This is a genomic window from Xanthomonas sp. NCPPB 3200 (assembly GCF_056393585.1).
Map to the genome: position 1 here is coordinate 2190795 of NZ_CM150785.1, position 23256 is coordinate 2214050.

The following is a 23256-nucleotide window of genomic DNA, read 5'->3' on the forward strand; positions in this document are numbered from 1 at the left end:
TAAAGAAATGCCAAAGCGCACCGACCTAAAAACCATCCTGATCATCGGCGCCGGCCCGATCGTCATCGGCCAGGCCTGCGAGTTCGATTACTCCGGCGCGCAGGCGTGCAAGGCGCTGCGCGACGAGGGCTATCGCGTGGTGCTGGTCAACAGCAATCCGGCCACGATCATGACCGACCCGGACATGGCCGATGCGGTGTACATCGAGCCGATCAACTGGCAGACGGTCGAGAAGATCATCGCCAAGGAAAAGCCCGATGCCCTGCTGCCGACCATGGGCGGGCAGACCGCGCTGAACTGCGCGCTGGATCTGGCCGACCACGGCGTGCTGGAGAAGTACAACGTCGAGCTGATCGGTGCCAAGCGCGAAGCCATCCGCATGGCCGAAGACCGCGAGCTGTTCCGCGTGGCGATGGGCGAGATCGGCCTGGATTGCCCCCGCGCCGAAGTGGCGCACACGCTGGAAGAGGCGCTGGATATCCAGACCCGGGTCGGCTACCCGACCATCATCCGTCCCAGCTTCACCCTGGGCGGCAGCGGCGGCGGCATCGCCTACAACCGCGAAGAGCTGATCGAGATCGTCGGCCGTGGCCTGGAACTGTCGCCGACCACCGAAGTGCTGGTGGAAGAATCGGTGCTGGGCTGGAAGGAATTCGAGATGGAAGTGGTCCGCGACACCGCGGACAACTGCATCATCGTCTGCGCGATCGAAAACCTCGATCCGATGGGCGTGCATACCGGCGACTCGATCACCGTGGCGCCGGCGCAGACGCTGACCGACAAGGAGTACCAGCGCCTGCGCGATGCCTCGATCGCAGTGCTGCGCAAGATCGGTGTGGATACCGGCGGCTCCAACGTGCAGTTCGGCATCAGCCCGACCACCGGCCGCGTGGTGGTGATCGAGATGAACCCGCGCGTGTCGCGCTCTTCGGCGCTGGCGTCCAAGGCCACCGGTTTCCCGATCGCCAAGGTCGCCGCCAAGCTGGCGGTGGGCTACACGCTGGACGAATTGAAGAACGAGATCACCGGTGGCCTGACCCCGGCCTCGTTCGAGCCGTCGATCGACTACGTGGTCACCAAGATCCCGCGCTTTGCGTTCGAGAAGTTCCCGCAGGCCGATGCGCGCCTGACCACCCAGATGAAGTCGGTGGGCGAGGTGATGGCGATGGGCCGCACCTTCCAGGAATCGCTGCAGAAGGCGCTGCGTGGCCTGGAAACCGGCAAGATCGGGCTGGACCCGACCGGCCTGGATCTGAGCAGCGAAGACGATATCGCCGCGCTCAAGCGCGAGCTCAAGGCGCCGGGCCCGGAGCGTCTGTTCTATGTCGCCGATGCGTTCCGCGCCGGCATGAGCGTGGCCGATGTCTACGCGCTGTCGTTCATCGACCCGTGGTTCCTGGACCAGATCGAAGAACTGATCAGCCACGAACAGCAACTGGCCGATGACGGCATGCCGGCACTGGATGCGGCGCGTCTGCGCACGCTCAAGCGCGCCGGTTTCTCCGACGCGCGGCTGGCCGAGTTGACCGGCACCAACGAAGAGTCGGTGCGCACGCTGCGTCGCGCGCTCAAGGTGCGCCCGGTCTACAAGCGCGTGGATTCCTGCGCCGCCGAATTCGGCACCAGCACCGCGTATCTGTATTCGACCTACGAGGACGAGTGCGAGGCGCTGCCGACCGACCGCGACAAGATCATGATCCTGGGCGGTGGCCCCAACCGCATCGGCCAGGGCATCGAGTTCGACTACTGCTGCGTGCATGCGGCGCTGGCGCTGCGCGATGACGGCTACGAGACCATCATGGTCAACTGCAACCCGGAGACCGTGTCCACCGACTACGACACTTCCGACCGTCTCTACTTCGAGCCGCTGACGCTGGAAGACGTGCTGGAAATCGTCGAGCTGGAAAAACCCAAGGGCGTGATCGTGCAGTACGGCGGCCAGACCCCGCTGAAGCTGGCGCGCGCGCTGGAAGCCAACGGCGTGCCGGTGATCGGCACCTCGCCCGATTCGATCGATCTGGCCGAAGACCGCGAGCGGTTCCAGCAACTGGTCGACAAGCTGGGCCTGAAGCAGCCGCCGAACCGCATTGCCCGCAATGCCGAGGAAGCGCTGGTGCTGGCGCGCGAAATCGGCTATCCGCTGGTGGTGCGCCCGAGCTACGTGCTGGGCGGCCGCGCGATGGAAATCGTCTACGGCGAATCCGACCTGGCGCGCTATGTGCGTGACGCGGTCAAGGTCTCCAACGATTCGCCGGTGCTGCTGGACCGCTTCCTCGACAACGCGGTGGAAGTGGACGTGGACATCATTGCCGACAAGGACGGCAACGTGCTGATCGGCGGGCTGATGGAACACATCGAAGAGGCTGGCGTGCATTCGGGCGATTCGTCCTGCTCGCTGCCGCCGTACTCGCTCTCGCCCAAGACCCAGGCCGAGCTGCGCCGTCAGGTGGTGATGCTGGCCGAAGGCCTGAACGTGGTCGGCCTGATGAATACCCAGTTCGCGGTGCAGGTGAACGAGGCCGGCGACGATGTGGTGTTCCTGCTGGAAGTGAATCCGCGTGCCTCGCGCACCGTGCCGTTCGTGTCCAAGGCGATCGGCATGCCGCTGGCCAAGATCGCCGCGCGCTGCATGGCCGGCAAGACGCTGGCCGAGCAGGGCGCCACCAAGGAAATCGTGCCGGGCTATTACTCGGTGAAGGAGGCGATCTTCCCGTTCGCCAAGTTCCAGGGCGTGGACCCGATCCTCGGGCCGGAGATGCGCTCCACCGGTGAGGTGATGGGCGTGGGCCGCAGCTTCAGCGCCGCGTTCGCACGCGCGCAGGAGGCCGGCGGCATCAAGGCCCCGCCGGTGGGCAAGGCGTTCGTGTCGGTGCGCGATCCGGACAAGCAGCGCGTGTTGCCGGTGGCGCAGGCGCTGGTGGAGCGTGGCTATACGCTGGTCGCCACGCGCGGCACCGGTGCCTGGCTGCAGCAGAACGGGCTGAGCTGCGAGATCGTCAACAAGGTCGCCGAAGGGCGCCCGCATATCGTCGATTCGATCAAGAACGGCGAGATCGTGTATATCGTCAACACCACCGAAGGTCGCGCCGCCATCTCCGACTCGTTCTCGATCCGGCGTGAAGCGTTGCAGCATCGCGTGACCTATTCGACCACTGTTGCCGGCGCCAAGGCGCTGGTGCATTCGCTGGAATTCCGCGGCACCGGCCCTGTGTGGTCGCTGCAGGAACTGCACAAGGAGCTGGAAGCATGAGAGCACCCATGACGGCAAAGGGCGCGCAGCGTCTGCGCGAAGAGCTGGACCAGCTGAAGTCGGTCAAGCGTCCGGCGGTGATCAACGCGATCGCCGAAGCGCGCGCGCACGGCGATCTGAAGGAAAACGCCGAATACCACGCCGCGCGCGAGCAGCAGAGCTTCATCGAAGGCCGCATCAAGCAGCTGGAAGGCGAGCTCTCGCATGCCGAGATCATCGACATCACCAAGCTGTCGGCCGGCACCAAGATCGTGTTCGGTGCCACGGTGACGCTGGCCGACACCGAGACCGACGAAGAGAAGCGCTACCAGATCGTTGGCGATCTGGAAGCGGACATCAAGCTGGGCATGATCGCGATCTCCTCGCCGCTGGCGCGTGCGTTGATCGGCAAGCTGGAAGGCGACTCGGTCACCATCGATGCGCCGGCCGGCCAGCGCGAGTACGAAGTGGTCAGCGTTGCCTATCTGGACTGACGGGCCGGGATTGAACGACGCCACCGCCCGATGACCACCGCCACGCTGCTGCTGCCGGAAAAACGCCGCCTGCCCGGTGAACTGGGCGACACGCCGGTGGCACGCGCACTGGCGCGTGCCGACCAGCACGGTGCCGAGCCCGGCGAAGTGGCTCAGCTGCAGCGCCACTTCACGCTGACGCCTGCGCACTGGCCGGTGGCCGCGTTGACCCGCCAGCTCGATGCCGGCGATGCGGCGGGTGCGACCTGGGTGCGTGCCGATCCGGCCTATGTGGTGCCGGATATGCAGGGCGCGCGCTTGATGGGCTACGGCGAGGCACTCGGCCCCACGGCCGAGGACCTGGCGGTGTTGCTGCCCATCCTCAAGCCGATGTTCGGCGATGCCGGCTTCCTGCTGGATGCGCCCACGCCTGCGCGCTGGTACCTGCGGTTGTCGCCGGATGCCAAATTGCCGAAATTTGCGCCACCGGATCTGGCGATCGGCGACGACCTGTTCGAGCATCTGCCGGCCGGCGAGATCGGCCGGCGCTGGCGCGCCTTGCTGACCGAGGCGCAGGTGCTGCTGCATCAGCATCCCTGGAACGAGGGCCGCGTGGCCAGCGGCAAGCCGGCGATCAATTCGCTGTGGTTCTGGGGCGGTGGCGTGCTGCCGCATGCGGTGAGCTCGCCGCACCGTCAGGTACGCAGCCGCGAATCGCTGCTGCGTGCGCTGGCGCTGGCGGCCGGTGCCGATGCGCAGGGCGAACAACGCGTGGATGCGTTGGTGGACCTGCGCCATCTGCGCTCGCTGCAGCAGTTCAGCGACGATGCGGTGGCGCCGTTGCTGGCGGCGATGGCACGTGGCGAACTGGATCGGCTGGTACTGGATTTCCAGGACGGCGAAACCGTGTCGCTGACGCATGCGCAACGCTGGCGTTTCTGGCGCAAGCCGCGCATACAGCTGGCGCAATGACCTCCACCCCGCGGATCGTCCGGCGCCCGCCCGGGCAGGCCGGCAGCTGGCCCGATGCCATGTTGCCGCTGCTGCGCCGCATCTATGCCGCGCGCGGCGTCACCGATACCCACGGCGCGCACCCGCGCCTGGGTCAGTTGCTGTCGCCGCAGTTGCTGCACAACAGTGACGTGGCCGCCGAGTTGCTGGCCGATGCGATCGCCCGGCAACGGCGCATCCTGGTGGTGGGCGATTTCGACTGCGATGGCGCCACCGCCTGTGCGGTCGGCGTGCGTGGCTTGCGCATGCTCGGCGCGCTGGATGTGCATCACGCGGTACCCAATCGCATGGTGCATGGCTACGGCCTATCGCCGGCACTGGTGGAGGAACTGGCCGCATTGCAGCCGGATCTGCTGGTCACGGTCGATCACGGCATCGCCTGCCACGCCGGCGTGTCTGCGGCCAAGGCGCGTGGCTGGACGGTGCTGGTCACCGACCATCACCTGCCTGGCGAGATATTGCCGCCGGCCGATGCGATCGTCGATCCGAATCTGGCCAACGATCGCTTCCCGAGCAAATCCCTGGCCGGGGTCGGGGTGATCTTCTATGTGCTGATGGCCTTGCGCGGTGTGCTGCGCGCGCGCGGCGCCTTCGCCGAACGCGCCGAGCCGGATCTGTCGGTATTGCTGGACCTGGTGGCAGTCGGCACCGTCGCCGATCTGGTGCCGCTGGACACCAACAACCGGGCGCTGGTGTCGGCCGGCCTGCGCCGCCTGCGCGAGGGCAAGGGTTGCATCGGCCTGCGCGCCTTGATCGATGCCAGCGGCCGCGACGTGGCGCGCCTGAGCGCCAGCGATATCGGATTTGCGTTGGGCCCGCGTCTCAACGCAGCCGGCCGGCTGGAAGACATGGCGCTGGGCATCGAGCTGTTGCTCAGCGAGGACTGGAACCGGGCGCGCGAGATCGCCGGCATGCTGGAAGAGATCAACGCCGAGCGCCGCGCGGTGCAGCAATTGATGACCGACGATGCCGAACAGGTCGTCACCAAGGTGGTGCTGGATGCCGATGGCGCGTTGCCGATCGCCGCATGCCTGTTCGATGCCGACTGGCACCCGGGCGTGATCGGCCTGGTGGCCTCCAAGCTCAAGGACCGCCTGCATCGCCCGGTGATTGCATTGGCGCCGGCCGAGCCGGGCAGCAGTCAGCTGCGTGGTTCGGCACGCTCGATCCCCGGCCTGCATATCCGCGATGTGCTGGCGGCAGTGGATGCGCGCCACCCGGGCCTGATCCAGAAGTTCGGCGGGCATGCGATGGCCGCCGGGCTGAGTCTGGAGCATGCCGCGCTGGCGACCTTCGAACAGGCATTCCAGCGCCAGGTACAGGCGATGGTCGACGCCTCGCTGCTGCATGCCGAATTGCACAGCGATGGCGAACTGGCCGCGCACGAACTCGATCACCTGCATGCCGAGGCGCTACGCGTGGCCGGGCCGTGGGGGCAGGGCTTTCCCGAGCCGCTGTTCGATGGTCAGTTCGAAGTGCTGCAATGGCGCCTGCTCAAGGAACGCCATCTCAAGCTCACGCTGCGCTGCGCCGGCCGTGCCGAACCGCTCAACGCCATCCACTTCAACGGCTGGCGCGGCAGCGAGCCGGCACGTATGGTGCGGCTGGCGTACCGCCTGGTCAGCGACGACTATCGCGGCGGCACCGCGGTGCAGTTGATCGTCGAGCACTGCGAGCCGGCGACAGTCACGGGCTGAGCGCGCGGCTGTCAATCGCTTGCTTCGGCAGGGGCGACAGCGCGGCCCTGCAGCCAGGCTGCACATCAACCGCTCTGCACGGGACGGCGCACCCACAGCCGGCATGTACGTGGTGATACATGCCGCAAGTGGCGCCTGCCTGATGATGGCGGCAAAGTAGTTTCGTTCGTCGCTCAAGGCATCTTGCAAGACAGTGCAAGCGCACGCTCGCACAGTCCTCGCCTCGGTCAGGGCGCCTTCTTGACCTCGGTCACCAAGGTCGGCAATTCCCACGCTCCGCCAGCGGCGACCAATCTGCACAGGCCGGAGGTGGATTCGGAGGTCGGCACGAAACGGCGGCCGTCCCAGGTCCAGCTGGACTCGCTGTAGCAGTCACCCAGGCCGCGTCCCTTCTGCGATGCAAGGATGGTGGAGCCGTCGATATCGCTGGCGTGCGTGGTCACCAACGTCGGCGCGAACGGCGGACGTGCATTGATGACCCAGAAACCGGTGCCGATGTTGTAGGCGCCCATCCAGCAGTCGGTCGAGACCAGCAGTTTGTCGCTGCTGAGCCGGGTAACCGACAGCGGCTCGGCTGCATCGCCAGCCTGCAGCCCCTTGCATTCCTCATCGGCCGGCAAGCTGGCACGCAGCGCTTGGTACAACGCCGGCAGCGTGCCCAGGCGCGCATCGGCTGCTTGCGTTGCTGCGAGTTTGACCGCTCGCACCTGCGGTGCGGGCACGGCCGGCAGCACTGCAGCCTCGTCGCGATCGCCCTTGCGCACCAGGGCGCCGCGCGTGCCCAGCCGGCCCTGGAACTCGTCCATCTTCAGCAGCACCGCTGCGGCGCCGCGGTCGGACAGCTGCCAGCGGCGACCATCGTTGCCGAGCGCCACGATCTTGCTGCTGCGGGTCAGTGCGGCCAGCAGTGCGGTCACCTGCGCGCTGGTCAGCGGGGCGGTGCCGCTGTCGCGATTCAATGCCAGCTTGCCCAGGTCGCGCTGGTCGATGCGCAAGGTGAGCGATGCCGGCATCTTGACCTCGTCGTACTGGCCTAGCATCAACTCAGCAGTGACCTGCTGCCCCGCACCGGCCTTGCGCGTCAGCAAGACCGACACCGGCGTGCTGCCGTCGTCATCCGGCTGATAACCGGCAGCGCGGCAGGTGCGGGTGTTGTCGCAGGCGATGGTCCAGTCCTGGTGATCGAAGGCGATGCCGACCGGCGCATCGGCAAGGGCGGCGACGGGTGCGAGCAACAAGGTGGCGGCGAGCAGGGTAGGGCGCATGGTGTCTTCGAAAGAGCGTATCCGGCGGGCATCTTGCGTTGCTGCCGACGGGCCGTCCAGTACGTCGCATGCCGAAGCGGGACACGCCTGCGCAACATTCTCATGACGGCACCGGCGCGCTGTCGGTCTCGCTCGCCAGGCGCGGCCTGCGCGCACGCAATCCGAACAAGGGACGCAACCAGCGCACCCGGCGGATCGCAAACTCATGCAACGCCAGGCAGCCGATCACGGTGGCGGCGATCACCAGCGCCGGCTCCAGCCAGGCATGCAGATGCAGCGGCATCAGCCAGTACAGCGTCACGATGATCAGGCTCTGGTGCAGGATGTACCACGGGAACACCGCCTCCGTGCAGTACGGCAGCCAGGGGAACGGGCGATTCAATCGAAGCCTGGCCCAGCCAAGAATCGTCAGCAGCGCCAGCCAGGTGTAGGCAGCCCGTGCGCTGTGTTCGATCGCCTCCCACGGCAGCGCGGCCAGCGGTGCACCCAGTTGCGCAGTCTGCCCCTGGATGCTGGCATAGCGAATGCTCAGTTCGGTGCCGATCGCCACCAGCGCGGCGACCGAGGTGAGCCAGCGCAGTTGTACGGCCAGCTGCCAGAAGCGTTCGCGGCGTGCCAACAGATACCCCAGGACGAACAGCGGAAACGATTCGGCGTGCACGAACCAGTCGCCAAACAGCGCGTGGGTGGGCGGATGCCGCGGCATCACCCACAGCACGCAGAACGCTTCCCACAGGATCGGCAACAGCAGCAGTGCCGGCACCGCCAGCGCGGCGGGTAAGCGCGGCCACGCGGCCAACCGCAGCGGTCGGGTCAGCGATACCAGCGCCATCAAGGCGATGGTGTAGGGCAGCAGATAGGCCAGATACCACAGATGGTTCCAGGTGATGCCGTGCTGCCAGCCATCGAAACTGCCGGCCGGCCATGGCCGCACCTGCCAGTAGCGCAGCAGGAAGCTGCCGAAGCCTGGGCTGACCTTGCCGTTGCTCACGCCCTGGCAATAAGCCTGCACCGCGACCACCACGAACATGCCGAACAACAGCGGCGGCAGCAATCGCCCGCAGCGTTGCAGGGCGAAATGCCAGGGCCTGGCCTGCTGCCGCGCCAGCCCGATCGCGATGCCGGAGATCATGAACAACAGCGGCATCCGCCAGCGGTTGAGCACGATCATCGGCCATTGCAGCCACTGCGCGGTGTGCACGCTCTTGAGATGGAAATCCCAGTCGGCCACATAGGCCATGCCCACGTGATAGAGGATCAGCAGTGCGAAGGCGAAGACGCGCAAGGCATCGATATCGTGACGGCGTTCGGTCATGGTGGTGTCGGCAGGAGGCATACCCGCATCCTCGGCAACGCAGGCCCCAAGCAGCTGCGCCAAGGGCGGCAATGCCGTCCCCGAGTGACCAGTTGCAGTCCCACAGGGACGAACCGGGGACGGCAAGCGGGCGGTTTGCATAGAATGCGCGGATGAATTCACCTGTGTCCGGGGCTATCGCACGCGAGACCGACAGCGATTCCGGCGCGGGCAGGCGCTGGGTAGCGTTGATCTGGCTGCTGGTTTTCTATGGCAGCGCGCTGGGCAACACTGCGAGCATATGGCTGGCGGCACGGCGCGACGGTCAGCCGCTGCTGCTGTGGCAGGTGCTGACCTGGGAGCTGAGCAGCGCGACCGTCTCACTGCTGCTCTTGCCGCCGCTGATCTGGCTCTGCACGCGTTGGCCACTGCATGCCGATGTCTGGCGGCGGCGCGTTCCTCTTTATCTTGCGGCCGCACTCGTCTGGTGGCTGCTGCACGTGAGCGGCATGGTGCTGCTGCGCAAGCTGGTCTATCTGGCGGTCGGTGCGCACTACGATTTCGGTGCCTTGCGGTTGCAGTGGCTGTACGAACTCTCCAAGGATCTGCGCACCTTTGCCTTGCTGGTGGCGCTACGGCATGCGCTGGCATGGTATGGCCGGCGTCGGCAGGGCGAGGCACATCTGCTGGCCGCCCCGGACGAAGGCCCGCCGGTCGAGCCGCTGGACCGTCCGGAACGTTTTCTGGTGCGCAAGCTGGGGCGCGACTTCCTGGTCGCCACCGCCGACATCGAATGGATCCAGGCGTCGGGCAACTACGTAAATCTGCATGTGCGCGGCCACGATTACCCGCTGCGCAGCACGATGGCCGCGATCGAGGCCAGGCTCGATCCGGCCGTGTTCGTGCGCATCCACCGCAGCTATCTGGTGCAGCTGGCACGCGTACAGGCGATCGAGCCGCTGGAATCCGGCGACGCCCGCGTGCACCTGGCCGACGCCACCGTGCTGCCGTGCAGTCGCCGTTACCTGGCCGCGTTACGGGCGATGGCAGGGCAGGCGTCTACGCCGCAGCGTGTCGAGGCCGCACAGGGCTGACGGTTGTCCAGGCTGTCAGCCCTGCGATCGCACCGAGGGCTTTGCAGTGGCAGATGGGCCCAGGCGCTCGTCATCTGAGCCGCCTCCTGGCTGCCTTGTTCCGGTCTGAGCTTGCAGTGCTGGCCATGACGTCCACCGCCGGCACGAAACTGCGGCCCGTCACGATCGCCACCGCGTTCCGCCACCGTCGCCCGCTTGCTAAACTAGCCAGCTTGTTTGCCGGAAGTCCGTCATGATCGAAACCAATCCGATCCGCCAGCGCATCACCGATCTCAACGATCGCGTGCTCTCGCTCAGGGGGTATCTTTGACTACGACGTCAAGAAAGAGCGTCTAGAAGAAGTCAGCCGGGAGCTTGAGAGCCCCGATGTGTGGAACGACGCCGAGCGCGCGCAGGCCCTGGGCCGCGAACGCTCGCTGCTGGAAAAGACCGTCATCGGCATCGCCGATGTGCTGGCCGGCCTGAGCGATGCGGCCGATCTGCTGGAACTGGCCGAAAGCGAGCAGGACGAGGACACCGCGGTGGCGGTGATCGCCGATCTGGACAAGTACCAGACCCATGTCGAGAAGCTGGAATTCCAGCGCATGTTCTCCGGCCAGATGGACGGCGCCAACGCGTTCGTCGACATCCAGGCCGGCGCCGGCGGCACCGAGGCGCAGGACTGGGCCGAAATCCTGTTGCGCATGTACCTGCGCTGGGCCGAGTCGCGCGGCTGGAAGACCGAGCTGATGGAAGTGTCCGGCGGCGAAGTCGCGGGCATCAAGTCGGCCACGATCCGCATCGAGGGCGAGTACGCCTATGGCTGGCTGAAGACCGAGATCGGCGTGCACCGGCTGGTGCGAAAGTCGCCGTTCGATTCGGACAACCGCCGGCATACCAGCTTCACCTCGGTGTTCGTGTCGCCGGAAGTGGACGACAACATCGAGATCGACATCAACCCGGCCGATCTGCGCACCGACGTGTATCGCTCATCGGGCGCCGGTGGTCAGCACGTCAACAAGACCGAATCGGCAGTGCGCATCACGCACATCCCGACCAATACCGTGGTCGCCTGCCAGACCGGCCGCAGCCAGCACCAGAACCGCGACAACGCGATGAAGATGCTGGCCGCCAAGTTGTACGAGCTGGAAGTGCAGAAGCGCAACGTCGAGCGCGACGCGCTGGAAGCCACCAAGTCCGACATCGGTTGGGGCAGCCAGATCCGTAACTACGTGCTCGACCAGAGCCGCATCAAGGATCTGCGCACCGGCATCGAACGCAGCGACACGCAGAAAGTGCTGGACGGCGACCTGGACGAATTCGTCGAGGCCAGCCTCAAGGCCGGTCTGGCGGCAGGCTCCAAGCGCCTGGATGCCTGATCGCAGCAAGACCTCGCCGCGCCTGCCGCGCGGCGACGTGTTCCGCGCCCGCTGCGGCAGCTGCAGCGCCACCGGCCCGGCACATCGTCACGCAGTCCCGTCGCGCCGTGCAGTTGTCACCGATACACCGTAAAACGCAGGAACCGGCCAGCCCGGTTCCGCATTCTCCACCGGGCACGCGCCCGACCTATCGCAGACCGATTCCCGCCATGACCGAGCAGACCCCCGCGCCGCAGATCCCCGCCGACGAGAACAGCCTCATCGCCGAGCGTCGCGCGAAACTGGGCGCGTTGCGCGGCCAGGGCATCGCCTATCCCAACGATTTCGTGCGCGAACACTTCGCCGGCGATCTGCAGGCCGAATTTGCCGATGCCGACACCTGGACATCCGAAGCGCTGGAAGCGAGCGGGCGCACGGTCAGGATGGCCGGCCGCCTGATGGCCAAGCGGGTGATGGGCAAGGCCAGCTTTGCGCAGATCCAGGACGAGTCCGGGCGCGTGCAGCTGTTCCTGCAGGGCAATGTGCTGGGCGATGCCTATGCCGCGTTCAAGGGCTGGGATGTCGGCGACATCGTGGCGGTGGAGGGCGGGCTGACCCGCACCAAGACCGGCGAGCTGTCGGTCAAGGCCAGTGCGTTGCGCCTGCTGACCAAGTCGCTGCGTCCGTTGCCGGACAAGTGGCACGGCCTGTCGGACGTGGAGCAGCGCTATCGCCAGCGCTACGTCGATCTGATCGTCACCCCGGAGGCGCGCGAGGTCTTCATCAAGCGCTCCAGGATCATCCGCGCGATCCGCGCCTGGCTGGATACGCGCCGCTTCCTGGAAGTGGAAACGCCGATGATGCATTACATCCCCGGTGGCGCCACCGCCAAGCCGTTCACCACCCACCACAACGCGCTGGATCTGGACCTGTACCTGCGCGTGGCGCCGGAGCTGTACCTCAAGCGGCTGGTGGTCGGTGGGCTGGAGCGGGTCTACGAGATCAACCGCAACTTCCGCAACGAGGGCGTGTCGACCCGGCACAACCCCGAGTTCACCATGCTCGAACTCTACGAGGCCTATGCCACGTACCACGAGATCATGGACCTGACCGAGCAGGTGATCCGCGACACCGCGCAGTCGGTATTGGGCACCGCCCAGGTGAACTGGGACGGCGCCGCCATTGATCTGGCGCCGGCTTTCCGGCGCTGGCGCATGGATGAGGCCGTTCGTCACCACAATCCGGAGATCAGCGCGGCCGATTGCACCGATCGCGATGCGCTGCTGCGCCATTGCGAACGGCTGAAAATCAAGGTCAAGCCGTCCTACGGCTGGGGCAAGTTGCTGCTGGAGATCTTCGAGGCCACCGTGGAACACACCCTGGTGCAGCCGACCTTCATCACCGACCACCCGGTCGAGGTGTCGCCGCTGGCGCGTTCCAGCGACACCGAGCCGGGGTACACCGACCGCTTCGAGCTGTTCATCAACGGCAAGGAGCTCGCCAATGGCTTCTCCGAGCTCAACGACCCGGAAGACCAGGCCGCGCGCTTCCAGGCGCAGGTGCAGGCCAAGGACGGTGGAGACGACGAAGCGATGCATTACGACGCCGATTACATCCGTGCGTTGGAGTACGGCATGGCGCCGACCGGCGGCCTGGGCATCGGTATCGACCGGCTGGTGATGCTGCTGACAGGCAGCACCTCGATCCGCGATGTGCTGCTGTTCCCGTACATGCGTCCGGAAGCCTGATCTTTTTTGTGCCGTCGGCGTGCCGACGGCACAGATACTGCATATGCTAGAGCGGAGCCCCGAATGGCGTATCGTCGGGGGAGTCGGCACAGCGGCCGGCGTCATCGCTTTTCCGTTCTCGGGATAGAGGAGCAACGGCTATGCAGGATGTTTTGGGTAATCTTGCCGGCGTATCGTCGGCGGATCCATCGGGAAGCTGGTCGGAAAAGGCGGATCTGGGATTGAACATCGTCATTGTCGATGACCAGATGTCTGCGCGGACGATGCTGCGCCACGTCATCGAGGACATCGCACCGGAGTTGAAAGTCTACGATTTCGGTGACCCGCTCGACGCGCTGGCGTGGTGCGAGGCCGGACGGGTGGATCTGTTGCTGCTCGACTACCGCATGCCCGGCATGGATGGGCTGGAGTTCGCCCGGCGTCTGCGCCGGCTGCCCAGCCATCGCGATATTCCGATCATCCTGATCACCATCGTCGGCGACGAGCCGATCCGCCAGGCGGCGCTGGAAGCGGGCGTGATCGATTTCCTGGTCAAGCCGATCCGCCCGCGCGAACTGCGTGCGCGCTGCGCCAATTTGCTGCAGCTGCGTCAGCAGAGCGAAAGCGTCAAGCAACGCGCACTGTCGCTGGAGCAGCGTCTGCTGGCCAGCATGAACGAGGTCGAGGAGCGCGAACGCGAGACGCTGTCGCGGCTGGCGCGTGCCATCGAGTACCGCGATTCGGGCACCAGCGCCTTCCTGGAGCGCATGTCGCACGTGGCCGGCCTGATCGCCGAGCAGCTCGGCTTGTCGGAAGAAGAAGTGCGCATCATCGAGATGGCCGCACCGCTGCACGACATGGGCAAGATCGCCATTCCCGATGCGGTGCTGCTCAAGCCGGGCAAGCTCACCGACGACGAGATGAGCATCATGAAGCGGCATCCGCGGATCGGCTACGAGCTGCTCAGCGGCAGCCAGAACCGCTTCATCCAGGTCGGCGCCCTGATCGCGCTGCGTCACCACGAGCGCTACGACGGCACCGGCTATCCGGATGGACTGGTGGGCGAGGCGATTCCGCTGGAAGCGCGCATCGTGGCGGTGGCCGACGTCTTCGACGCGCTGTTGTCGCCGCGCCCGTACAAGGAGGCCTGGACCATGGACGCCGCGCTGGCTTATCTCTACGCACAACGCGGTCGCCTGTTCGACCCACGCTGTGTGGATGCGCTGCTGCGCGGCCGCGCGCAGCTGGACCAGATCTGCGGCGAATTCTCGACCGCATCGGCACGACCCGGGGTGTAAGGCTATGAATCCGTTCGGAAGGATCCGGCAGCGGTTGATGAATCGACCTGACAGCGAACATGGCCAGGCGATCGTCCGCATCGTTCTGATCAGCCTGATCCTGTCGTACGTCCTCGTGCCGAGTGTCCGGCACAGTTTGCCGCTGCACCAGCACACCGGTGTCTTGGTCATCGTGCTGACAGGTCTCGGGCTTGGCCTGGCGTTGTTCGGATGGCTGCTGTGGCGACCCGACCGCTCGGATGCGCGTCGCATCCTGGGCATGCTGGCCGATTACGGGTTGATGGCGGCCGGCATGATCCAGATGGGCGAGCCGCTGGCCTGGGTCTATGTCGTGGTGATGTGGGTCACCGTCGGTAATGGCCTGCGCTACGGCAACCGCTATCTGTATCTTGCGGTGGCAATGGCGGTGGTGAGCTTTTCCACGACGCTGTCGATGACCGAATACTGGCAACGCAACCAGCGCCTTGGGGTCGGGCTTGCGGTTGGTCTGGCCGCCGTTCCGCTGTATTTCTCCAGTCTGCTGCGGCAGTTGACCCGTGCAACCGCCGAGGCGCGCCGCGCCAGCGAGGCCAAGAGCCGCTTTCTGGCCAACATGAGTCACGAGTTTCGGACACCGTTGAACGGTCTGTCCGGCATGACCGAGGTATTGGCAACGACGCGTCTGGACGATGAGCAGCGCGAATGCCTGAAAACCATTCAAGCCTCCACACGCAGTCTGCTGGCGCTGGTGGAGGAGGTGCTGGACATCTCGGCCATCGAAGCTGGCAAGCTCCGCATCAATGCGTCCGATTTCGCATTGCGCGATACGCTGCAGGCCATTGCGCTGATCTTGGAACCGCAGGCGAAGACCAAGGGCCTGGACTACCGGGCGAACGTGGCAGAGGACGTGCCGACGCTCTTGCATGGGGATGCGATCCACCTGCAGCAAATCCTGCTCAATCTGGTCGGCAATGCGGTCAAGTTCACCGATCATGGCCGCGTGCAGCTGACCGTGGCGGTCAGCAATGCCCAGGCGGCGACCGCAGTGCATGCCCGCGCCGGACTGCGGCTGCGGTTCGAGATTCTGGATACCGGTATCGGCGTGCCGGTCGACATGCGCCCGCGCCTGTTCGAGGCCTTCGAACAGGCCGATACCGGACTGGCCCGGCGGTTCGAAGGCAGCGGGCTGGGAACGACCATCGCGCGGGGACTGGTCCAGTCGATGGGCGGCGCAATCGGTTTCGATGAAAATCCAGAAGGCGGTAGCCTGTTCTGGTTCGAGCTCCCGTTCGGTCCGGCGACCGCCAAGCCGGCCACCTCGACACCGCCCGTGTTGCAGGACGCCGATGCCACAACGATCCCGGGCAACGTGATCGCGTTTGCCGATCCATTCCTGCGCCACCGTGCCCGCGTACGCAGCATGATGATCCTGGTGGCAGACGATCACCTGGCCAACCGCCTGGTCCTGCAGCGGCTGTTGCAGAAAGCGGGACATCGCGTGACCTGCGTGGATGGGGGTGAGGCCGTGCTGGACGCGTTGGCCGAAACCGACTACGACGCCGCCATCGTCGACCTGCACATGCCCGGCGTCAGCGGCCTGGACATGCTCAAGCAACTGCGGGTCATGCAGGCGGGTGGCAAACCGGGCACCCCGGTGGTGGTGCTGAGTGCCGACGTGACACCCGAGTCGATTCGCAGTTGCGAGCAAGCGGGTGCATATGCATTTCTGGCAAAGCCCGTTGCGGCGGTCAAGCTGCTGGACACCCTGGCCGACATTGCCGTCAACCAGAAGTTGCGTCAGGCCGATCCGGTCATCGTCCAGCGTGGCCCGGCGTTGAGCGGTGTGGTGCTCGATCCTGCGGTCCTGGACGAACTGGCCGAACTGGGCATGGGGAAGGAATTCGAACGCGAGTTCATCCAACAGTGCCTCAGCGATGCGGCTGCCTGTGTGGTGCAGCTTGGCAAGGCCGCCGCCGACCAGGACTGGGAGCGGTTGCGCGAGCATGCGCATGCCGTCAAGGGGGTGTCCAGCAATCTCGGGCTGGTCGGACTGGCCGAGCAGGGCGGTGAGTTGATGCGGCTTTCCGAAGCCCAGTTACGCGCCGAATGGCGGCAGCGGCTGGAGCAGCTCAATCACGGGTTGATGCAAGGACGCGAAGCGCTTGCCCTGCGGGCCCAGAAAGCATCCGATGGCGACGTCACGGGCAACGGCGATTCGGGCTGAGCAAAGCCCGGCCATCGGCCGGGCCTGATTCCCCCAGTATTGGATCGACCAAAAATCAGGCAACGCTTGCGCCGGCTCGGCGATTTTGTGCCTTGACCAGGCGGTCCATCGTACGCAGCGATTTGTCGCTCAGTGCCAGCGCCGTGTCGACCCAGACTTCGGTAATGCGCAGCAATTCGTCGTAAGGCACTGCCTGTGCCAGATTGCGCGCCGCGTTCATTGCCAGATAGGAATTGGAGATGCGCTTCTGCTGGCGGATGAGGGTCTGGGTAGCCGCGACGCCCTGTCCCTTGGGCACCAGCACGTCCACGATCCCCATCGCATGCATCTCTTCGCTGCTGTAGATGCGTCCATCGAGAATGATCTTCTCTGCCAGTTGGGGCGAAACGCGACGGCACAGGAAGGAATACGCGCCCATGCCCGGAAACAGGCCGAACAGGACCTCGGGCAGCCCCATGCCGATGCCTTCCTCGGCAACGATGGTGTGGCAGGCCAGGGCCATCTCCAGCCCGCCTCCCAATGCATCGCCTTGCAGCAGCGCAATGCTGCGTACGTCCCCACCGAAGCCGACATGCAGGTGATGGACGCCTTCCACGCAGCGAATCGCATAACGCATGAGCTGCTCGCGATTCTGTTCGCGGATCAAGCGTGCGAACAGGTCCAGATCGCCGCCGAGATTGAATGCGTTCGCGTCGGAGGCCAGTACGAAATGGCGGAGCTCGCCGGTGCGACGCTCATGCGGAGCGCGGGTAATGGTGCTCATGATCTCCCACATGTCTTCCAGCAAGTCGGTCCGGCAGCACGGCCGTACTCCGGCATCCGCGTCCGCATGCATAAACAACCAGTGGGTGCCGTCGGCGACCGATGAGTCAACACGAATGGTGGAGTGAGGACGGCCGAGGTAGCGCTTTTCAATCGTGTTCATGGGCATGATCCTGGGAGGGCCCGCGATGGGAGAGTGGATGCCGGCGGGCGCGCACGATCCACTCCAAATCGATGCTACACCGGCACTATCTCCATGAACGCAGAGGGCTTCCTTTCTATCCGGTGAGCCCTATGACCTGAATCTTTCAGTGAATTTCCGCAAGCAAAAGTAGTTTATTGTGAATTGCACATTCTTGAAATTATGTGTTCCGTGATTCTGCGTTCCGGGTCCACCGAAGTACTCCCTGGGGGACTGTCATGAGCTTTAAAAACGCATGGTATTTCCATGCATCGGAACGGCGCAGATAACCAAGTGCAAATCGGCCCTTATTCCGGCGCGCGCGTCGTCGCACGCTGGCCGTCCGAAACGAACGTTCCGTCCGAAGCGTGCAAAAGCAAACGCCCGCAAGCCTGGCGGCAGTACGGGCGTTGGATGACAGCCGGGTGGCTGTCGATCTGCGCTGGCGTAGGTGGATTATCCCTTGGGCGTATCCCGCAATTCGCGGCGCAGGATCTTGCCGACGTTGGTTTTCGGCAGTTCCTTGCGGAATTCGATCACTCGCGGCTGCTTGTAGCCGGTCAGGTTGGCGCGGCAGTGCGCCTTGACGGCGTCGGCGGTCAGGGCAGGGTCCTTCTTCACGATGACGGCCTTGACGATCTCGCCGGACTTCTCGTCCGGTACGCCGACGGCGGCCACTTCCAGCACGCCGGGCATCTCGGCAATCACGTCCTCGATCTCGTTCGGATACACGTTGAAGCCGGACACCAGGATCATGTCCTTCTTGCGGTCGACGATGTAGACGAAGCCCTGTTCGTCCATCCGCGCGATATCGCCGGTATGCAGCCAGCCGTCGGCATCCATGACCTTGGCGGTTTCTTCGGGCTTCTTCCAGTAGCCCTTCATCACCTGCGGGCCCTTGATGCACAGCTCGCCGATCTCGCCCAATGGCAGCGCCGCGCCGGCGTCGTCCTTGATGCAGGCATCGGTGGACGGAATCGGCAGGCCGATCGAGCCGTTGTAGTCCTTCAGGTCCATCGGGTTGATGCACGCGGCCGGCGAGGTTTCGGTCAGGCCGTAGGCCTCGACCAGGGTCAGGCCGGTGACTTTTTTCCAGCGTTCGGCGACCGAACGTTGCACCGCCATGCCGCCGCCCAGGGTCATCTTGAGCGAGGAGAAATCCACCTGATCGAAGCCGGGGGTATTGAGCAGGCCGTTGAACAGCGTGTTGACCCCGGTGAAGGCGGTGAAGCGGGTCTTCTTCAGTTCCTTGACGAAGCCGGGCATGTCGCGCGGATTGCTGATCAGGTGATTGCAGCCGCCGATCTTCATGAAGACCAGGCCGTTGGCCGTCAATGCGAAGATGTGGTACAGCGGCAGCGCGGTGATCACCACCTCGGCGCCTTCTTCCAGCTTGCCGGTGCCGGCAAGCCACTGATGGGCCTGCTGCATGTTGGCCACCAGATTGCGGTGGGTGAGCATCGCGCCCTTGGCCACGCCGGTGGTGCCGCCGGTGTACTGCAGGAAGGCGATGTCGTCGGGCTCGATCTGCAAGGTCGGCACGCTGTGCTTGCGGCCCAGCGCCAGTGCGTCGCGGAAACGGATCGCGCCATTGATGCGGTAATCGGGCACCAGCTTCTTGACGTACTTGACGACGAAATTGACCAGCGCCGCTTTCGGGAAGCCGAGCATGTCGCCCAGCCCGGTGGTGATCACCTGCTTGACCGGGGTGTCGGCGATGACCTGCTGCACGGTGGTGCCGAAGTTGTCGATCACCACCAGCACGCTGGCGCCGGAGTCGATCAGCTGATGCTTCAGCTCGCGCGGGGTGTACAGCGGATTGACGTTGACCACGGTTAGACCGGCACGCAGGATGCCGAAGGTGGCGACCGGATACTGCAGGCAGTTGGGCATCATCAGGGCGACGCGGTCGCCTTTCTTCAACTGCAGTTCGCCAAGCAGATAGGCGGCGAACTGCTCGACCAGTTGGTCAGCTTCGCGATAGGTGATGGTCTTGCCGAAGCTGTGATACGCGGGGCGGTCGGCAAACCGCTTGACCGAGGTGGCGAACACCTCGGCCACGGTACGGAACTGCTCCAGATCGATCTCGGCGGCGACGCCGGCCGGATAACTTTGCAACCAAGGACGTGCCTGATTCATCTGCCCCCCTCCAGGGTATTCGGTACGTGACGCGGTGTGTTCCACGGCACTACAACAGCGGGCAGCATACCGTCATGGATGGAAAAGGCGAAGCGTGATGCAGAGCAGCATTCAAGCGTGGTGGCGGGTCGGGCTGGTCGCGATTTTGGTCGTGGCCTTGAGCGGTTGCACGCGTGCCGCACCGGAGCAACGGCTGCGCACAACACTGGAAGCGATGCATCAGGCGATCGAGGCGCGGCAGATTGGCGCGGCGATGGCGCCGGTGGCCGAGGACTTTGTCGGCGAACAAGGACTGGACGCAGCCAGCCTGCGGCGCTTGATGCAACTGCAGATGCTGGGCAACCGCCGCATCGGCGTGACCCTGGGGCCGGTGGATGTGCAACTGCGCGATGACACCGCGCGCGTGCGCTTCACCGCGCTGCTGACCGGTGGCGGCGGGCACTGGCTGCCCGAGCAGGCACAGACCTATCAGGTGACCACCGGCTGGCGCCTGCAGGACGGCGACTGGCAGCTGACGCACGCGCAATGGGAGCCCGCGGGGCGCTGAGCACGGCGACTCCAGTGTGCGCATCGCCAGGCGAGCGCGACCGGTGTCTGGTGGCAAGGTATCTCCCCGTCGCGCTGCGTTTGTGTGCAGCGTCTTGCTGCGTCCGACGATGGTTCGCCCGTCCAGCGTCGGCAAGTTCTGGCCACCCAAAACGACACTCCCGCCAGGTGGCGGGAGTGTCGTCGAGCTGATGGCGCAGCGCGCCTTGCGATCAGGCTGCCTTGCGTGCGGCCAGTTGGCGCAGCACGTACTGCAGCAGGCCGCCGTGCTTGAAGTACTCCACTTCCTTGGGCGTCAGCAGCAGCACCTTGACCTGGAACTGCTTGACGCTGCCGTCGGACTTTCTGGCATCCACGGTGGCACGGCGGCTGGCGCCGTCCTGCAGGCCGGTAATGTCCAGCACTTCGGAACCATCCAGGCCGAGCGTCTGCGCGTTTTCGTTCTCCAGGAACTGCAGCGGCAGCACGCCCATGCCGACCAGGTTGGAGCGATGGATACGCTCGAAGCTCTCGGCGATCACCGCCTTGACGCCGAGCAGGTTGGTGCCCTTGGCCGCCCAGTCGCGCGAGGAGCCGGTGCCGTATTCCTTGCCGGCCAGCACCACCAGCGGCACGCCGTCGGCCTTGTACTTCACTGCCGCATCGTAGATCGCCAGTTTTTCCGGTGCCGCGCCGTCCTTTCCGTAGTACAGCGTGTTACCGCCTTCTTCGCCGCCGAACATCAGGTTCTTGATGCGGATGTTGGCGAAGGTACCGCGCACCATCACGTCGTCATTGCCGCGGCGACTGCCGTAGCTGTTGAAGTCGGCAGGTTGCACGCCGCGTTCCTGCAGGAAGCGGCCCGCTGGCGAATCCTTCTTGATGTTGCCGGCCGGCGAGATGTGGTCGGTGGTGATCGAGTCGCCGAACAGGCCCATGATGCGCGCACCGTGCACGTCCTCGACATGGCCGACCTGCATGGTCATGCCGTCGAAGTAGGGCGGGTTCTTGATGTAGGTCGAGGCCGCGTCCCATTCGTACAGCGCACCATCCGGGGAGGCGATGGTGTTCCAGCGGCTATCGCCCTTGAACACGTCGGCATAGTTCTGCTTGAACATTTCCGGGCCGACGGTGGCGGCGATGGTGTCGCCGATTTCCTTGTTGCTCGGCCAGATGTCGCGCAGATACACCGGCTGCCCGTCGCTACCGGTGCCCAGCGGATCGGTGGTGAGGTTGATGTCGGTGGTACCGGCGATTGCATACGCCACCACCAGCGGCGGCGAGGCGAGGTAGTTCATCTTCACTTCGGGATGCACGCGGCCTTCGAAGTTGCGGTTGCCCGACAACACCGAAGACACCACCAGGTCGTCCTTGGCGATCGCCGCAGACACATCGTCCGGCAGCGGGCCGGAGTTGCCGATGCAGGTGGTGCAGCCGTAGCCGACCACGTAGAAACCGAGCGTTTCCAGATCGGCGAGCACGCCGGCCTTGCTCAGGTAATCGGTGACCACGCGCGAGCCAGGCCCGAGCGAAGTCTTCACCCACGGCTGCGCTTTCAGCCCCTTGGCCGCCGCGTTACGCGCGAGCAAGCCGGCGCCCAGCATCACTGCCGGGTTGGAGGTGTTGGTGCACGAGGTGATCGCGGCGATCACCACCGAGCCGTCGCGCAGCTGCCAGCCGGCACCGCTGTCGGTGGAACTCTCGGCCTGCGCTGCCTTGGCGCCGACCGCAGTGCCGCCGCCGCCTTCGTTCTTCAGCCGGTCTTCCTGCTTGATATCGGTCAGGCGCTTGCTGCGCGCGTCCACGAACGGCTTGAGGCTCTCGCGGAAGTTGGACTGCATGTCTTCCAGCAGCACGCGGTCCTGCGGGCGCTTGGGGCCGGCCAGCGACGGCTTGACCTCGCCCATGTCCAGCTCCAGCGTGGCGCTGTACTGCGCCGGAGGGGTGTTGGCGTCGTGCCACAGGCCCTGCGCCTTGGCATAGGCCTCGACCAGCGCGATCTGCTCCTCGCTGCGGCCGGACAGGCGCAGATAGGTCAGCGATTCGTCGTCGACCGGGAAGATGCCGCAGGTGGCGCCGTATTCCGGTGCCATGTTGCCGATGGTGGCGCGGTCGGCCAGCGGCAGATGCTGCAGGCCTTCGCCGTAGAACTCGACGAACTTGCCGACCACGCCGGCCTTGCGCAGCATCTGGGTGACGGTGAGCACCAGATCGGTGGCGGTGGCGCCTTCGGGCAGCTTGCCGCTGAGCTTGAAGCCGACCACCTGCGGGATCAGCATCGACGAGGGCTGCCCCAGCATCGCGGCCTCGGCCTCGATCCCGCCCACGCCCCAGCCCAGCACGCCGATGCCGTTGATCATGGTGGTATGGCTGTCGGTGCCGAACACGGTGTCCGGGTAGGCGATCTGTGTTCCGTCCTTGTCCGCGCTCATCACCACGCGCGCCAGATTCTCCAGGTTCACCTGGTGGACGATGCCGGTGTTGGGTGGCACCACCTTGAAGTTTTCGAATGCCTTCTGGCCCCAGCGCAGGAAGCCGTAGCGTTCCTGGTTGCGCTGGAATTCGATCTTGCCGTTGAGGTCGAGCGCATCGGCCGAGCCGAACACGTCCACCTGCACCGAGTGGTCGATAACCAGTTCGGAGGGGATCTGCGGGTTGATCTGGTCGGCGTTGCCGCCGAGCTTGACCACGGCATCGCGCATCGCGGCCAGGTCGACCACGCATGGCACGCCGGTGAAGTCCTGCAGCACCACGCGGGCGGGCATGAAGGCGATTTCGATATCGGGCTCGGCGGTGGGGTCCCACTTGGCGACCGCTTCGATATGGTCCTTGCCGACGGTGACACCGCCGTCCTCATGCCGGAGCAGGTTCTCCAGCAGGATCTTCATCGAATAGGGCAGATGGCCGATATCGAAGCGCTCGCCCAGCTTCGGCAGGCTGTAGTACTCGTAGCGCTTGCCGTGGACCTCAAGCGAGGTGCGGGTGGAAAAGGAATCGCTCATGCATCACTCCTATGGCTGC

The 23256-nt window shown here is 65.3% G+C and carries 15 protein-coding genes; 10 read left to right on the forward strand and 5 right to left on the reverse strand.

Annotation, left to right across the window (positions count from 1 at the left end; translation table 11 throughout):
* The first annotated feature begins 7 nt into the window (after window positions 1-7).
* From carB to recJ, 4 genes are read left to right on the forward strand one after another with little or no spacing between them, the layout of a single operon-like run.
* Window positions 8-3250 (forward strand): carbamoyl-phosphate synthase large subunit, encoded by a 3243-nt coding sequence (carB, locus tag AC06DU_RS09655; protein ID WP_435014753.1) that lies wholly within the window; start codon window positions 8-10, stop codon window positions 3248-3250.
* 8 nt (window positions 3251-3258) lie between these two features.
* Window positions 3259-3723, forward strand: coding sequence for a transcription elongation factor GreA (gene greA, locus AC06DU_RS09660; protein ID WP_024937720.1), 465 nt, complete (start codon window positions 3259-3261; stop codon window positions 3721-3723).
* 30 nt (window positions 3724-3753) lie between these two features.
* Window positions 3754-4674 (forward strand): phosphoglycerate mutase, encoded by a 921-nt coding sequence (locus AC06DU_RS09665; protein WP_478204246.1) that lies wholly within the window; start codon window positions 3754-3756, stop codon window positions 4672-4674.
* Complete coding sequence (gene recJ, locus AC06DU_RS09670) at window positions 4671-6410, forward strand: single-stranded-DNA-specific exonuclease RecJ (protein ID WP_478204248.1); 1740 nt, start codon at window positions 4671-4673, stop codon at window positions 6408-6410. Before AC06DU_RS09665 ends, recJ begins: the two co-directional genes overlap by 4 nt.
* Window positions 6411-6637: 227 nt before the next feature.
* Here the strand turns inward: recJ and AC06DU_RS09675 are convergent, their stop codons facing one another.
* Together AC06DU_RS09675 and AC06DU_RS09680 are read right to left on the reverse strand one after the other, a co-directional pair.
* Window positions 6638-7675, reverse strand: a complete 1038-nt coding sequence (locus AC06DU_RS09675) for a DUF1176 domain-containing protein (RefSeq protein ID WP_478204250.1) — start codon at window positions 7673-7675, stop codon at window positions 6638-6640.
* Between the two features lie 100 nt (window positions 7676-7775).
* Window positions 7776-8990: an acyltransferase family protein gene (locus AC06DU_RS09680; RefSeq protein ID WP_478204402.1), complete on the reverse strand. Its 1215-nt coding sequence runs from the start codon at window positions 8988-8990 to the stop codon at window positions 7776-7778.
* Between the two features lie 152 nt (window positions 8991-9142).
* On the opposite strand from AC06DU_RS09680, the gene AC06DU_RS09685 reads away from it, so the two are divergent.
* The 5 genes from AC06DU_RS09685 (at window position 9143) to AC06DU_RS09705 (ending at window position 16628) form a co-directional block, all read left to right on the forward strand.
* The gene (locus AC06DU_RS09685) at window positions 9143-10063 is read left to right on the forward strand and encodes a LytTR family DNA-binding domain-containing protein (RefSeq protein WP_478204251.1); all 921 of its coding nucleotides are present in this window, start codon (window positions 9143-9145) and stop codon (window positions 10061-10063) included.
* Between the two features lie 232 nt (window positions 10064-10295).
* Window positions 10296-11421, forward strand: a protein-coding gene (gene prfB / locus AC06DU_RS09690) for a peptide chain release factor 2 (protein WP_102252050.1) whose coding sequence is annotated in 2 segments (ribosomal slippage) — window positions 10296-10370 and window positions 10372-11421 — 1125 coding nt in all. Because the reading frame shifts where the segments join, the coding sequence is not laid out codon by codon here.
* A gap of 209 nt (window positions 11422-11630) precedes the next feature.
* Window positions 11631-13148: a lysine--tRNA ligase gene (gene lysS, locus AC06DU_RS09695; RefSeq protein ID WP_046342469.1), complete on the forward strand. Its 1518-nt coding sequence runs from the start codon at window positions 11631-11633 to the stop codon at window positions 13146-13148.
* Window positions 13149-13288: 140 nt separating this feature from the next.
* Window positions 13289-14425, forward strand: a complete 1137-nt coding sequence (gene rpfG, locus AC06DU_RS09700; protein ID WP_029219717.1) for a cyclic di-GMP phosphodiesterase response regulator RpfG — start codon at window positions 13289-13291, stop codon at window positions 14423-14425.
* Window positions 14426-14429: 4 nt separating this feature from the next.
* Window positions 14430-16628, forward strand: coding sequence for an ATP-binding protein (locus AC06DU_RS09705; protein ID WP_181097770.1), 2199 nt, complete (start codon window positions 14430-14432; stop codon window positions 16626-16628).
* 55 nt (window positions 16629-16683) lie between these two features.
* On the opposite strand, the gene AC06DU_RS09710 is transcribed toward AC06DU_RS09705, so the two are convergent.
* The gene (locus tag AC06DU_RS09710; RefSeq protein WP_104568489.1) at window positions 16684-17553 is read right to left on the reverse strand and encodes a crotonase/enoyl-CoA hydratase family protein; all 870 of its coding nucleotides are present in this window, start codon (window positions 17551-17553) and stop codon (window positions 16684-16686) included.
* Window positions 17554-18027: 474 nt separating this feature from the next.
* A complete protein-coding gene (gene rpfB / locus AC06DU_RS09715; RefSeq protein WP_166771266.1) occupies window positions 18028-19710 on the reverse strand; it encodes a fatty acyl-CoA ligase RpfB in 1683 nt (560 codons plus the stop codon).
* A gap of 97 nt (window positions 19711-19807) precedes the next feature.
* Here rpfB and AC06DU_RS09720 point away from each other — a divergent pair, with 97 nt between their 5' ends.
* On the forward strand, window positions 19808-20257 hold the full coding sequence (locus tag AC06DU_RS09720) for a Cif family virulence factor (protein WP_478204252.1): 450 nt from the start codon (window positions 19808-19810) through the stop codon (window positions 20255-20257).
* A 211-nt stretch (window positions 20258-20468) separates the two neighbouring features.
* Here AC06DU_RS09720 and acnA read toward each other — a convergent pair whose 3' ends face one another.
* On the reverse strand, window positions 20469-23237 hold the full coding sequence (gene acnA, locus AC06DU_RS09725; RefSeq protein ID WP_039527487.1) for an aconitate hydratase AcnA: 2769 nt from the start codon (window positions 23235-23237) through the stop codon (window positions 20469-20471).
* Window positions 23238-23256 lie beyond the last annotated feature (19 nt).

Excerpts from the sequence above, each read along its gene's own strand:
- AC06DU_RS09685 (WP_478204251.1), top strand. The coding sequence starts at position 9,143 with ATGAATTCACCTGTGTCCGGGGCTATCGCACGCGAGACCGACAGCGAT.
- carB (WP_435014753.1), top strand. The coding sequence starts at position 8 with ATGCCAAAGCGCACCGACCTAAAAACCATCCTGATCATCGGCGCCGGC.
- lysS (WP_046342469.1), top strand. The coding sequence starts at position 11,631 with ATGACCGAGCAGACCCCCGCGCCGCAGATCCCCGCCGACGAGAACAGC.
- greA (WP_024937720.1), top strand. The coding sequence starts at position 3,259 with ATGACGGCAAAGGGCGCGCAGCGTCTGCGCGAAGAGCTGGACCAGCTG.
- acnA (WP_039527487.1), bottom strand. The coding sequence starts at position 23,237 with ATGAGCGATTCCTTTTCCACCCGCACCTCGCTTGAGGTCCACGGCAAG.
- rpfB (WP_166771266.1), bottom strand. The coding sequence starts at position 19,710 with ATGAATCAGGCACGTCCTTGGTTGCAAAGTTATCCGGCCGGCGTCGCC.
- AC06DU_RS09680 (WP_478204402.1), bottom strand. The coding sequence starts at position 8,990 with ATGACCGAACGCCGTCACGATATCGATGCCTTGCGCGTCTTCGCCTTC.
- AC06DU_RS09675 (WP_478204250.1), bottom strand. The coding sequence starts at position 7,675 with ATGCGCCCTACCCTGCTCGCCGCCACCTTGTTGCTCGCACCCGTCGCC.
- AC06DU_RS09710 (WP_104568489.1), bottom strand. The coding sequence starts at position 17,553 with ATGAACACGATTGAAAAGCGCTACCTCGGCCGTCCTCACTCCACCATT.
- AC06DU_RS09665 (WP_478204246.1), top strand. The coding sequence starts at position 3,754 with ATGACCACCGCCACGCTGCTGCTGCCGGAAAAACGCCGCCTGCCCGGT.
- AC06DU_RS09720 (WP_478204252.1), top strand. The coding sequence starts at position 19,808 with ATGCAGAGCAGCATTCAAGCGTGGTGGCGGGTCGGGCTGGTCGCGATT.
- AC06DU_RS09705 (WP_181097770.1), top strand. The coding sequence starts at position 14,430 with ATGAATCCGTTCGGAAGGATCCGGCAGCGGTTGATGAATCGACCTGAC.
- recJ (WP_478204248.1), top strand. The coding sequence starts at position 4,671 with ATGACCTCCACCCCGCGGATCGTCCGGCGCCCGCCCGGGCAGGCCGGC.
- rpfG (WP_029219717.1), top strand. The coding sequence starts at position 13,289 with ATGCAGGATGTTTTGGGTAATCTTGCCGGCGTATCGTCGGCGGATCCA.